The following is a 12,540-nucleotide window of genomic DNA, read 5'->3' as shown; positions in this document are numbered from 1 at the left end:
CGGCGGACCGCGCCGGAGGTCAGGCGAGGGCGTCCGCCCCCGAGGGCCGTGCACCCGCGGACGCGGCCGGGCGCGTCCCGTGCCGGCCGAGCGGCTCGCAGCACGTGCGGCCCGTCAGCGGGTGGGTGTAGACGTCGACGCGGATGCCGTACACCTCGGACAGCAGCCCGGGCGTGAGCACGTCCGCGGCGCGGCCGGAGGCGCGCACGACGCCGTCGTGCAGGAGCACGACGTGGTCGGCGACGGCTGCGGCCTGGTTGAGGTCGTGCAGCACGACGCCGACGGCCACGCCGTGCTCGCCCGCGAGGTCGCGGACGAGGTCGAGCAGCTCCACCTGGTACCGCAGGTCGAGGTACGTCGTCGGCTCGTCGAGGAGCAGGACGCGCGTGTCCTGCGCGAGGCACGTCGCGAGCCACACGCGCTGGAGCTCGCCGCCCGACAGCTCGTCGACGCCGCGGTCGGCCATCGCGGTCACGCCGGTGACGTCCATCGCGTGCGCGATCGCCTGTGCGCCGTCCGGGTCGTTCGAGCGGAAGCGGCCGCGGTACGGGTGGCGCCCGTAGGCGACGACGTCGCGCACGCTCACGCCGCTCGGCGTCGGGCGGCTCTGCGACAGCAGCGTGACGCGGCGCGCGAAGTCCCGGGGGTGCAGCGCCAGGGCGTCCGGCGCGTCGTCGAGCGCGACCGAGCCCGCGTCGGGACGGTGCAGGCGCGCGAGCGAGCGCAGGAGGGTCGACTTGCCGGACCCGTTCGGCCCGACGAGGGCCGTGACGGCCCCGGGCGCGAGCTCGAGCTCGGCGCCGTGGACGACGGTGCGGGCCTCGTACGACAGACGCAGGTCGCGGCCCGCGAGCGCCGCGGGGCGCACCGTCGCGACCGGCTCGGCTGTCACTAAGGTCTGGCTCACGAAGGTGAGGCTAATCTATGGCGCGCGGCGCTGACCAGTCCCCGCAGGTGCGACCGACGTCACTCCGCGTCACGGCTGGGCGCGGCCGGCGCCCGGTCCTCGTCCGCGGCGTGGGACCGGGTCGGCGACGCGTGGTGCTCCCCCCCGAGGGCGACCTGCACGACGAGCGCCCGGTGGTCGGACAGGCCGGTGTCCACGGCGTGCGCCGGGCCGGTCGCGCGCACAGGGCCGTGCGCGAGGACGTGGTCGAGCTGGCGCGCCGGTGACTCGACCGGGAAGGTGTGCGCGGTGGCGAGCGGGTGCCAGCCGCTGGCGCGCGCGGCCTGCGGGGCGTCGACGTTGAGGTCGCCGAGGAGCATCACCGGCTCGCCGTGCGGGGTGTCGGCGGCGAGCGACCGCGTGAGCCGCACGAGCTGCGTGAGGTTGCGTCCCGGGACGAACGTCAGGTGCGCGCACACCACCGTCGCCCGGCCCGCCGGGGCCTGCACGGTGGCGACGAGCGCGGCCCGCGGCTCGTCGCGCACCAGCGTGGGCAGGCGGCTGCCCGGGAACCGCACGGGGATGCGGGTGCGCGGGGGCGGCATGATCACCGTGCGCCACCCGAGCACCGGGTACCGGCTGACGATCGCGATACCGTACGCCGCCTGGCCCGGCTGGTGCTCGCCCGTGGGCGCGGACCACACGCCCGGCTCCCCCACGAGCGTCGCGACGAACCGGTGGTCGGCGGCGCCCGCCGCCTCGGCGGCGACGGCCGTGAGGTCGGCGCGGTGCGACCGCGGCTGGTCGCGGTCGACCTCCTGGAGCGCGAGCACGTCGGCGTCGAGCGACCGGACCGCGTCGGCGAAGCGGTCGACGTCGACCCGGTCGTCGACGGTCGACCGCCCGTGCAGGATGTTGAACGTCGCGAGGCGCATCGTCACGATTGTCGGCACCGGCGTGCGTCGTCGCACGTCCACCACCCGGACCGAGGACGTGACGTGCCAGCGCGCGCCGCGTGGTGTAGACCCTGGGCATGGTGGACGACAGGGAAGCCCTGCACGACGGACTGCGGCTCACGGCGGCGGCGCTCGCCGAGGCCGGCATCCCGCACGCGCTCGTCGGCGGGTACGCGGCGTGGGCGCGCGGCGCCCCGGAACCGAGCCACGACGCCGACTTCGCGATCCGCGAGGTCGACGTCGACCGGGCGCGGGAGGTGCTGGGCGCCGCCGGGCTCGAGATCACGGAGCCGACCGAGAACTGGCTGTTCAAGGCGTACCACGGGGGCGAGCTCGTCGACGTGCTCTACCGGATGGTCGGCGAGCCGATCGACGACGACCTGCTGGCCCGCACGGACGAGATCGAGGTCCTGGCGGTCCGCATGCCCGTGCTGTCGGCGACGGAGATCATGACGTCGAAGCTGCGCGTCGTCGGCGAGCACTACTGCGACTTCTCGCGCCTGCTGCCGGTCGCGCGCGCGATGCGCGAGCAGGTCGACTGGGTGGAGGTGCGCGAGCGCGTCGACGACAACCCCTACGCGCGTGCGTTCCTGTTCCTCCTCGACGAGCTCGGCGTCGTGGACCGCAGGCAGATGCACGAGGACGACGACGGCACGACGGAGCCGCTCGGCGCCCGCACCAGCGCCAGCCCCGCGTCCGGGGACCCGTCGAGCCACATCGAGTGAGGTCGGGAGACGGCGGCGCCGCCGTGCCGTCCGTCCTGCGGTCGCGAGCAGGCACGTCCCGGGTCAGAGTGGAGCGGTACCGCCCGCCACAGCACAGGAGGTATCACCGATGAGCACGGTCACCCAGTCCGTCGACGTCACCGTCCCGGTCCGCACGGCCTACGACCAGTGGACGCAGTTCGAGGAGTTCCCCCGCTTCATGGAGGGCGTGGAGGAGATCCGTCAGCTCGACGCGACGCACACGCACTGGCGGACCAAGATCGGCGGGGTCGAGCGCGAGTTCGACGCCGAGATCACCGAGCAGCACCCGGACGAGCGGGTGGCGTGGAACAGCACCTCCGGCCCGGACCACGCGGGCGTCGTGACGTTCCACCGGCTCAGCGACGCCGAGACGCGGGTGACGGTCCAGCTCGACTGGTCGCCGGAGGGCGTCGTGGAGAAGGCAGGTGACGCGCTGCAGCTCGACGAGCGCCGCGTCAAGGGCGACCTCGCCCGGTTCAAGGAGTTCATCGAGTCGCGCGGCGTCGAGACCGGCGCGTGGCGCGGCGACGTGAGCTGAGCCACGCGCACTGCACGCCGCCGCGCCCGCCGCACGCGGGTCGGCACGACGACGGAGCGGGTCCTGCGGGGCCCGCTCCGTCGTCGTGCCGGTGACGTGCGGTTCGCCCACGACGGCCTGACCGCCGTCGCCCACGTCCACGGCGCCGCGACGCCCGGGCTGGCCGTGGTCCTCGTGCACGGCGTCGGCTCGTCGTCCCGCGCCTTCGACCCGGTGCGCGACGAGCTGCTCCGGAGAGCCCCCGCCCCGGCGACGGTCGTGCACGCGCTCGACCTGCCGGGGTTCGGCGCTGCACCCCGCGCGCGCCGTGACGTCCCCGTCGAGGAGCACGCGGCGGTCGTCGCCGCCTACGTGCGCGAGCGCGTCCTCGGCGCCGTGCCGGTCGCGACCGCGCCGCCGCGCGTCGTCCTCGTGGGGCACTCCATGGGCGCCCAGGTCGTGGGCCAGGCGATGGCCGACCACCCGGACGCCGCGCCCGCGGGGGTGCTCGTCGGCCCGACGGCGGACCGGCAGGCGCGCACCGCGGCGCGCCAGGCGCTGCGGCTCGCGCGGGACGCGTACGGCGAGCGGCCCCGCGCCCTCGCGACGCTCGCCGTCGACTACGTGCTGCGCTGCACCGTGCCCTACTACGCCCACCAGGTCGGCCGCATGCTGGACCACCACCTCGAGGAGGTCCTGCCGCGCGTCCCGGGGCCCGTCCTCGTGCTGCGCGGCGAGCACGACCCCGTCGCGCCGCGTGCCTGGGCCCGCGAGCTGGCCGCGGCGGCGCCGCACGGTCAGGTCCGCGAGGTGCGCGGTCGCCACCACGCGATGGACACCGACCCCGGCGCGGTCGTCCGCGCCGTCCTCGACGCCGCGCGTGCGCTGCGATGAGGTCCCTCCGGGACGTTTGGGCGGCGCTGCACCTGCGGGAACGGGCGACCGACTACGCGTACGCCGCGGCCCGCCAGGTCCAGCACGCCGTGCACCCCCGTCGTCCCGTCCCGACGGGGCCCGGCGGGCGCGCGCCCGTCGTCCTGCTGCCCGGGGTATACGAGACGTGGCAGTTCCTCGCGCCGGCCGCGCGCGCCCTGGCCGACGCCGGGCACCCCGTGCACGTCGTGCCCGGGCTCGGGTACAACCGCCGCCCCGTCGCGCAGGGCGCTGAGCTCGCCGCGCGATTCCTCGCCCGCTCGGGGCTGGACGGCGCGGTGCTCGTGGCGCACAGCAAGGGCGGCCTGATCGGTAAGACGGTCATGCTCTCGCCGGCCGGAGCGCACGTCGCGGGGATGGTCGCCGTCGCGACGCCGTTCCGCGGGTCGCGCTACGCGCAGTACCTGCTGGGCCGGACGCTCCGATCCTTCGCCCCCACGAACGCGGCGCTGCTCGCGCTCGCCGCCGAGCGCGCCGTCGACGCCCGCATCACCGCGGTCTACCCGCGGTTCGACCCGCACATCCCCGAGACCGGGCGCCTCGAGGGCGCCACGAACGTCGAGCTGCCGCTGTCCGGCCACTTCCGGCCGCTCGGCGACCCGTCGCTCGTCGAGGTCGTCGTGCGCGAGGTCGGCCGGCTCGAGGACGCCGGAGCGCCCACGACCTGACCGCGGCGCGACCGGCACAGGTCACGGCACGCGCGTCGCCCAGAACGCGACGGCCGACGCCGCGGCGACGTTGAGCGAGTCCACTCCCCCGGCCATCGGGATCGTCACGACCCGGTCCGCCGCCTCGACCGCCCCGCGCGAGAGCCCGTCGCCCTCGGTGCCCAGCACGAGCGCGAGCCGCTGCGGCGCCGCGGCGACGAGGTCGTCGAGGCTCACCGCATCGTCGGACAGCGCGAGCGCCGCGACGGTGAAGCCGTCCTCGCGCAGCGCCGCGAGCCCGCCCGGCCACGACTCCAGCCGCGTCCACGGCACCTGGAACACCGTGCCCATGCTCACGCGCACCGACCGGCGGTAGAGCGGGTCCGCGCAGCGCGGCGAGACCAGCACGGCGTCGACGCCGAGCGCTGCCGCGGAGCGGAAGATCGCGCCGACGTTCGTGTGGTCCACGACGTCCTCGAGCACCGCGACGCGGCGTGCGCCCGCGCCGTCGCGTGCACCGGTCACGAGGTCGTGCACGCTAGGCAGCGGCGGGCGGTGCATGGCCGCGAGCGCCCCGCGGTGCAGGTGGAACCCGGTGATCGCCTCGAGCACGTCGGGCTCGCCGACGAAGACCGGGACGGCCTCGCCGGTGCCGCCGGGGGCGTCGTCGACCGGGAGCGCCGTGATCTCGGGGGCGAGGTCGGCGAGCCAGCGCTCGGCCATGAGGAACGAGCGCGGCCGGTGCCCGGCGGCGAGCGCGCGCCGGATGACGGTCGAGCTCTCGGCGATGTACAGGCCCTTCTCGGGCTCGTGCTTGGCGCGCAGGGCCACGTCGGTCAGCCGGGTGTAGTCGGCGAGCCGCTCGTCGGCGGGGTCGGTCACGCGCACGACGTGCACTCCGGGGAGGTCGGGTCCGCTCACGGGGACGATTCTCCCAGCGCACGGGACGTGCTCGGGCCCTTCGTCCTCTCGCGCGAAGTGCCCGGGCACGGTCGAATGGACGCATGGGACCTGCGCCGGACGCCGAACCGCCCTCCGCACCGACCACCCGACCGTCCTCGGAGGCGTCGACCGCCACCGCCGACTCCTCGTCGGGACGGTCCGCGCTCGACGCGCCCTGGGCACGCCCGCCCGAGGACGTGCTCGACGCCGTCGGCTCGACGAGCGACGGCCTGGCCCGGTCCGACGCCGCGGAGCGGCTCGAGGAGGTCGGGCCCAACCGCCTCGCGCCGACGAAGCGGGACCCGCTGTGGAAGCGGATCCTCGTCCACTTCGACGACATCCTCATCTACATCCTGCTCGTCTCGGCGGTGCTCAAGGCGATCCTCGGCGACTGGATCGACTTCACCGTCATCCTCGCCGTCGCCGTGATCAACGCCGCGATCGGCTTCATCCAGGAGGGACGCGCCGAGAGCGCGCTCAACGCGATCCGCGACATGCTCTCGATCGAGGCCCAGGTGCGCCGCGACGGCGCGTGGGCGAACGTCGACGCCGACGACCTCGTGCCGGGCGACGTCGTGCGCGTGAGCTCGGGCGACCGGGTCCCGGCGGACCTGCGCCTGCTGCGCGCGACGAACCTGCGCGTCGAGGAGTCGGCGCTCACGGGCGAGTCCGTCGCCGCGTCCAAGGCGGTCGACGCGGTGGACGCCGACGCCGGGGTCGGCGACCGCTCGAGCATGCTGTTCTCCGGCACGCTCGTCGCGGCCGGGCAGGGCGTCGGCGTCGTCACCGCGACCGCTGACCGGACCGAGATCGGCCGCATCCAGACGATGATCTCGGAGGTCCGCAGCCTCGAGACGCCGCTCACGCGCCAGCTCGACCGGTTCGGCAAGCTCCTCGCGGTGCTCATCCTCGCGATGGCCGTCGTCATGGTGCTCATCGGCTGGTTCGTCCACGGCTTCTCGCTGTCCGAGCTCGTGTCGGCCTCGATCGGCTTCGCGGTCGCTGCGGTGCCCGAGGGCCTGCCCGCGCTCGTGACGATCACGCTCGCGCTCGGGGTGCAGCAGATGGCGCGCCGCCGCGCGATCACGCGCAAGCTGCCCGCCGTCGAGACGCTCGGCGCGGTGACGACGATCTGCTCCGACAAGACGGGCACGCTCACCAAGAACGAGATGACGGCGCGCTCCGTGCGCACGGCCGGCGCGACGTTCGCCGTCGCCGGTGCGGGGTACGCGCCCGAGGGGGACGTCACGCGCTCCCCCGACGACGACGCGGAGCGGGCCGAGGGCGCGGACGACGCCGGGGGTGCGGACGGGGGCGACCGTCCCCGCGTCGACCTCGCCGACGAGCCCGACCTCGCGGCCGTCGCCACCGTGATGACGCTGTGCAACGACGCCCGGGTCGTGCGCGACGACGAGGACCCCGACGGCTGGCGCCTCGTCGGCGAGCCCACGGAGGGCGCGCTGCGCACGCTCGGCATGAAGGCCGGTGTGGAGACGTCCGCGTGGGAGCGGGTCGACGTCGTCCCGTTCGAGTCGGAGAACAAGTTCATGGCGACGCTCGACCGCGACGCGGACGGCGCCCTGCACGTGCACCTCAAGGGCGCGCCGGACCGCGTGCTCGACCGCTGCGGCTCGCAGGTCGGGCCCGACGGCGGCTCCGCGCCCCTCGACCGCGCGTTCTGGGAGGAGCAGATCGACGCGCTGAGCGACCAGGGGCTGCGCGTGCTCGCCGCGGCCCGTGCCGGCGCCGACGACGGCACGACGACGATCGACCTCGACGACGTCGCGGACGGCCTCGAGCTGTGCGGCGTCGTCGGGATCGTGGACCCGCCGCGGCCCGAGGCGATCGACGCGATCGCCGAGTGCCGCGACGCCGGCATCCGCGTGAAGATGATCACCGGCGACCACGCGGGCACCGCGCTCGCCATCGGGCGCGAGATGGGGATCGTCGACGCCCCCGCCGAGCAGGGCGACGCCCCGGCGGTCCTCACCGGCGCCGAGCTCGAGCAGATGGACGACGAGCAGCTGCGCGAGGTCGTGCGCGACGTCGACGTGTACGCGCGCACGAGCCCCGAGCACAAGATCCGCATCGTCTCGGCCCTGCAGTCGCACGGCGAGGTCGTGGCGATGACGGGCGACGGCGTCAACGACGCGCCCGCGCTCACGCAGGCGAACGTCGGCGTCGCCATGGGCATCAAGGGCACCGAGGCCACCAAGGAGGCGGCCGAGGTCGTCCTCGCGGACGACAACTTCGCGACGATCGAGCGGGCCGTCGAGGAGGGGCGGCGGATCTACGACAACATCCGCAAGTCCGTGCTGTTCCTCCTGCCGACCAACGGCGCGCAGTCGCTCGTCGTGCTCGTCGCCGTCCTCTTCGGCCTGACGCTGCCGCTCCAGCCCGTGCAGGTGCTGTGGATCAACATGATCACCGCGGTGACCCTGTCGCTGGCCCTCGCGTACGAGAAGGCCGAGCCGGACGTCATGCGGCGCGCCCCGCGGGACGCCGACGCCTCCATCCTCGACGCCGCCTACGTGCGCCGGATCCTCGTCGCCTCGGTCGTCATCGGCGGTGCGGCGATGGCGGTGTTCTACGTCGAGCGCGCCCAGGGCACGCCGCTGGCGCAGGCGCAGACGACGGCGGTCACGATGCTGGCCCTCGGCCAGCTCGCCTACCTGTTCAACTGCCGCTTCCTCGACCGCTCGAGCCTCACGCCGGACGTCCTGCGCGGGAACCGCGTCATCTGGGTCTCGGCGGCGTCGATCGTCGTCCTGCAGTCGATCTTCGTCTACGCACCCTTCATGCACGCCTGGTTCGACTCCGCGCCGCTCGCCGTCGACGAGTGGCTCAAGACGCTCGGCCTCGCCGTCGTCGTGTTCCTCCTCGTCGAGATCGCCAAGTGGGTCAACCGCCGCTGGACGGCGCGCGGCCACGTCCAGGAGCCCGCGACCCGGGCGTGAGACGCGGGCTCAGGTGCGCACGGCCGCCGGCGCGTCGGCACCGCCCGCGGTGTCGCCGACGTCGGACGCGGAACCGCCGGCGTCGGCCGCGGGCGCCGCGAACTGGCTCTCGTAGAGGCGCGCGTACGCACCGCCCGCGGCGAGCAGCTCGTCGTGCGACCCCTGCTCGACGATCGCCCCGCGCTCCATGACGAGGATCGTGTCGGCGTCGCGGATCGTCGAGAGACGGTGCGCGATGACGAACGACGTGCGCCCGGCCCGCAGCGCGTTCATCGCCTGCTGCACGAGCACCTCGGTCCGGGTGTCGACCGAGCTCGTCGCCTCGTCCAGCACGAGGATCGCCGGGTCGGCGAGGAAGGCCCGCGCGATCGTCAGGAGCTGCTTCTCCCCCGCGCTCACGCTCGACCCCTCGTCGTCGATCACGGTCGCATAGCCGTCGGGGAGGGTGCGGACGAACGGGTCCACGTGGGTCGCGCGCGTCGCCGCGAGGAACGCCTCGTCGTCGACCTCGCGCCCGTCCCGCACGCCATAGCGCAGGTTCTCCTCGATCGTGCCCGTGAACAGCCACGCGTCCTGCAGCACCATGCCGACCGCCGACCGCAGTTCGTCGCGCGTCATGTCCCGCGTGTCCACGCCGTCGAGCGTGATGCGCCCGGAGTCGACGTCGTAGAACCGCATCAGCAGGTTGACGAGCGTCGTCTTGCCCGCGCCCGTCGGCCCGACGATCGCGATCGTCTGCCCGGGCTCGACGACCAGGTCCAGGTGCTCGATGAGCGGGGCGTCCGGGTCGTACGAGAACGACACGTCCTCGAACGCGACCCGCCCGCGCACCGGCGCCACCGTCGCGGCCGGCACCGGGTCCGGCGTCTGCTCGGGTGCGTCCAGCAGGTCGTACACGCGCTCGGCGGACGCGACGCCCGACTGGAGGAGGTTCATCATCGCCGCGATCTGCGTGATGGGCTGCGTGAACTGGCGCGAGTACTGGATGAACGCCTGGACGTCCCCGAGCGTGAGCGCGCCGGACGCCACGCGCAGCCCGCCGACGACAGCCACCACGACGTAGTTGAGGTTCGCCACGAAGCCCATCGCCGGCTGGATCGTGCCGGAGATGAACTGCGCGCGGAAGCTCGCGTCGTACAGCGCCGCGTTCTCCCGCTCGAAGTCCTCGATCGCCGTGCGCTGGTGGCCGTAGACGGTGACGAGCGTGTGCCCGGTGTACATCTCCTCGACGTGCGCGTTCAGGCGCCCCGTCGCCGCCCACTGGCGGATGAACTGTGGCTGGGAGCGCTTCGCGATCTGTGCCGTGACGACGACGGACAGAGGGACCGTCACGAGAGCGACGAGCGCCAGGAGGGGCGAGATCCAGAACATCATGGCGAGCACGCCGACGACGGTCAGCACCGACGTCACGAGCTGCGACAGCGTCTGGGTCAGTGTCTGCGAGATGTTGTCGATGTCGTTCGTCACCCGCGAGAGGATCTCGCCGCGCGGGTGGCGGTCGACGTAGGACAGCGGCAGACGGCCGAGCTTCGTCTGGACGTCCGCGCGCAGGCGGCGCACCGTGCGCTGGACGACGCCCGCCGTGATGCGCGCCTGGAGCCAGCCGAACAGGAACGAGCCCAGGTACACGGCCAGCACCCACGTCAGCACGGTCGCGAGCGCGGCGAAGTCGACCTCCTGACCCGGGACGAGGCCCACCATGCCCGAGACGAGGTCCGCGAGCTGGCCCTGCCCGGCGTCGCGCAGCCCTTGCACGGCCTGCTCCTGCGTCACGCCCGCCGGCAGCTGCGAGCCGACGACGCCCGCGAAGATGACGTTCGTCGCGGTCCCCAGGAGCTTGGGCCCGGCCACGGCGAGCGCGACGGACGCCACCCCGAGCACGAGGACCGCGGCCACGGGCACGCGCTCGGGACGCAGCGCGCCCACGAAGCGGCGCAGCGTGCCGCGGAAGTCCATCGCCTTCTCGCCGGGCACCCCCATGCCTCCGGCCGGCCCGGGCCCCCCGCCGGCCCGGGGCCGACCCTGGATCCGCGTCGAGGACACGTCGCGGCTCATGCCGCCTCCTCCGCGGAGAGCTGGGACCAGACGATCTCCTGGTACGTCTCGTTCGTCGCGAGCAGCTCGGCGTGCGTGCCCCGCCCCACGACGCGGCCGTGGTCGAGGACGAGGATCTGGTCCGCGTCCCGGACGGTGGCGACGCGCTGCGCCACCACGATCACCGTGGACCGGCGGGTGCGTGGCGCGAGCGCGGCGCGCAGCCGTGCGTCCGTGGCGTAGTCGAGGGCGGAGAACGAGTCGTCGAACAGGTAGACCGCCGGGTCGCGCACCACCGCTCGCGCGATCGCGAGCCGTTGGCGCTGCCCGCCCGAGAAGTTGGTCCCGCCCTGCGCGACCGGGGAGGCGAGACCGTCGTCGAGCGCCTCGACGAAGTCACGCGCCTGCGCCACCTCGAGCGCCGACCACAGCTCGTCGTCGGTCGCGTCGGCCTTGCCGTAGCGCAGGTTGTCGGCGACGGTCCCGGAGAACAGGTACGCCTTCTGCGGCACCAGGCCGAGCATCGACACCAGGTCCTCGCGCGCCAGGTCCCGCACGTCCGTGCCGTCGATGCGCACGCTGCCGCCGGTGACGTCGAACAGCCGCGGCACGAGGTTGACCAGCGTCGTCTTGCCCGAGCCGGTCGAGCCGACGACCGCCGTCGTCCTGCCCGGCTCGGCCACGAACGAGACGTCGTGCAGCACGGGCTCCTCCGCCCCCGGGTAGCGGAACTCGACGCCGTCGAGCTCCACGCGTCCCGCGCGCTCGCGCAGCGGGACCGGGCGCTCCGGCTCGACCACCGACGGCCGCGCGTCCAGCACCTCGGTGATGCGCTCCGCCGAGACGGCCGCGCGCGGCACCATGACGAACATCATCGTCGACATCATCACGGCCATGAGGATGTACATGAGGTACGACAGGTAGGCGGTCAGCGACCCGATCTCCATGTCGCCCGCGGCGATCTGCCGGCCGCCGAACCACAGCACCGCCACGCTGGACGCGTTCATCACGAGCATGACGGTGGGGAACATGAGCGCCATGAGCCGCCCCGCGCGCAGCGACGTGTCGAACAGCGCGTCGTTCGCGACGGCGAACCGACGCTCCTCGTGCCGCTCCCGGACGAACGCCCGCACCACCCGGATTCCGGCGATCTGCTCGCGCAGCACGGCGTTGATCGCGTCGATGCGCTTCTGCATCGCCCGGAAGTACGGCACCATGCGCGCGACGATCAGCCCCACGCACAGACCGAGCACGGGCACCACGACCAGCAGGAGCGCCGAGAGCTCGACGTTCTCCCGCAGTGCCATGAGGACCCCGCCGGCGAGCATGATCGGCGCCATCACCATGATGGTGAAGGCCAGCAGCACGACCATCTGCACCTGCTGCACGTCGTTGGTGGTGCGCGTGATGAGCGACGGCGCCCCGAAGCGACCCATCTCCTGGGCCGAGAACCGCTGCACGCTCGTGAAGAGCGACGCGCGCACGTCCCGCCCGAGCGACATCGCGACCCGGGCGCCGACGTAGACCGCGACGACCGCGCACACCACCTGCACGAGGCTGATCACGAGCATGACGCCGCCGGTGCGCAGGATGTACCCGGTGTCGCCGCGGGTGACCCCGAGGTCGATGATGTCCGCGTTCAGGCTCGGCAGGTACAGCGTCGCGATCGTCTGCACGAGCTGCAGCGCGAGGACGGCGACGATCGGCGTCCGGTAGGGGCGCAACGACGTGCGCAGGAGGGTGGTCAGCACGGGCGGTCCTGTCGCGGGGGGCCGGGGGCGCCGGGGGCGTCGGACCCGCGATGCCGTGAGGAGGAGCTCGGACCAGGTCAGGCTAGGTCAGCGGATGCCCGCCGCCCAGCGCTTTCCGCTCCCGGCTGACGCGCACGTCGGCCCCGCGCCGGGCGGGCGCGGGGCCGTGCG

10 protein-coding genes are annotated in these 12,540 nt (G+C 74.1%); 5 read left to right on the top strand and 5 right to left on the bottom strand.

All coding sequences use genetic code 11. The features are described 5' to 3' along the window. Window positions 1–19: 19 nt before the first annotated feature. Both ACFTZA_RS03580 and ACFTZA_RS03575 read right to left on the bottom strand, forming a co-directional pair. Entirely contained in the window at window positions 20–907 is an 888-nt protein-coding gene (locus ACFTZA_RS03580) for an ABC transporter ATP-binding protein (RefSeq protein ID WP_378190860.1), read from the bottom strand. A 59-nt stretch (window positions 908–966) separates the two neighbouring features. Then, a complete protein-coding gene (locus tag ACFTZA_RS03575) occupies window positions 967–1,821 on the bottom strand; it encodes an endonuclease/exonuclease/phosphatase family protein (RefSeq protein WP_378190859.1) in 855 nt (284 codons plus the stop codon). A 98-nt stretch (window positions 1,822–1,919) separates the two neighbouring features. Between ACFTZA_RS03575 and ACFTZA_RS03570 the strand changes: the two genes are divergently transcribed. From ACFTZA_RS03570 to ACFTZA_RS03555, 4 genes are all read left to right on the top strand, one after another. Beyond that, window positions 1,920–2,567 carry a hypothetical protein gene (locus ACFTZA_RS03570; RefSeq protein ID WP_378190857.1) on the top strand — a complete coding sequence of 216 codons (648 nt, stop codon included), beginning with the start codon at window positions 1,920–1,922 and terminating at the stop codon, window positions 2,565–2,567. A 109-nt stretch (window positions 2,568–2,676) separates the two neighbouring features. Then, a complete protein-coding gene (locus ACFTZA_RS03565) occupies window positions 2,677–3,126 on the top strand; it encodes an SRPBCC family protein (protein WP_378190855.1) in 450 nt (149 codons plus the stop codon). Between the two features lie 96 nt (window positions 3,127–3,222). Continuing rightward, complete coding sequence (locus ACFTZA_RS03560; protein WP_378190853.1) at window positions 3,223–3,999, top strand: alpha/beta fold hydrolase; 777 nt, start codon at window positions 3,223–3,225, stop codon at window positions 3,997–3,999. Then, a complete protein-coding gene (locus tag ACFTZA_RS03555) occupies window positions 3,996–4,706 on the top strand; it encodes an esterase/lipase family protein (protein ID WP_378190851.1) in 711 nt (236 codons plus the stop codon). Before ACFTZA_RS03560 ends, ACFTZA_RS03555 begins: the two co-directional genes overlap by 4 nt. A gap of 21 nt (window positions 4,707–4,727) precedes the next feature. Here ACFTZA_RS03555 and ACFTZA_RS03550 read toward each other — a convergent pair whose 3' ends face one another. Then, window positions 4,728–5,606: a TrmH family RNA methyltransferase gene (locus tag ACFTZA_RS03550; protein ID WP_378190849.1), complete on the bottom strand. Its 879-nt coding sequence runs from the start codon at window positions 5,604–5,606 to the stop codon at window positions 4,728–4,730. Between the two features lie 83 nt (window positions 5,607–5,689). Here ACFTZA_RS03550 and ACFTZA_RS03545 point away from each other — a divergent pair, with 83 nt between their 5' ends. Further along, window positions 5,690–8,584: a cation-translocating P-type ATPase gene (locus ACFTZA_RS03545; RefSeq protein ID WP_378190847.1), complete on the top strand. Its 2,895-nt coding sequence runs from the start codon at window positions 5,690–5,692 to the stop codon at window positions 8,582–8,584. Between the two features lie 9 nt (window positions 8,585–8,593). Here the strand turns inward: ACFTZA_RS03545 and ACFTZA_RS03540 are convergent, their stop codons facing one another. Together ACFTZA_RS03540 and ACFTZA_RS03535 are read right to left on the bottom strand one after the other, a co-directional pair. Then, window positions 8,594–10,639 (bottom strand): ABC transporter ATP-binding protein, encoded by a 2,046-nt coding sequence (locus tag ACFTZA_RS03540; protein WP_378190844.1) that lies wholly within the window; start codon window positions 10,637–10,639, stop codon window positions 8,594–8,596. Beyond that, window positions 10,636–12,369: an ABC transporter ATP-binding protein gene (locus ACFTZA_RS03535; protein WP_378190843.1), complete on the bottom strand. Its 1,734-nt coding sequence runs from the start codon at window positions 12,367–12,369 to the stop codon at window positions 10,636–10,638. The genes ACFTZA_RS03540 and ACFTZA_RS03535 overlap by 4 nt, the downstream gene beginning before the upstream one ends. Window positions 12,370–12,540: the final 171 nt, after the last annotated feature.

Origin of the sequence: Cellulosimicrobium sp. NPDC057127 (genome assembly GCF_042670945.1) — a bacterium.
GTDB lineage: Bacteria > Actinomycetota > Actinomycetes > Actinomycetales > Cellulomonadaceae > Cellulosimicrobium.
This window is presented reverse-complemented; position numbering and strand designations above follow the sequence as displayed.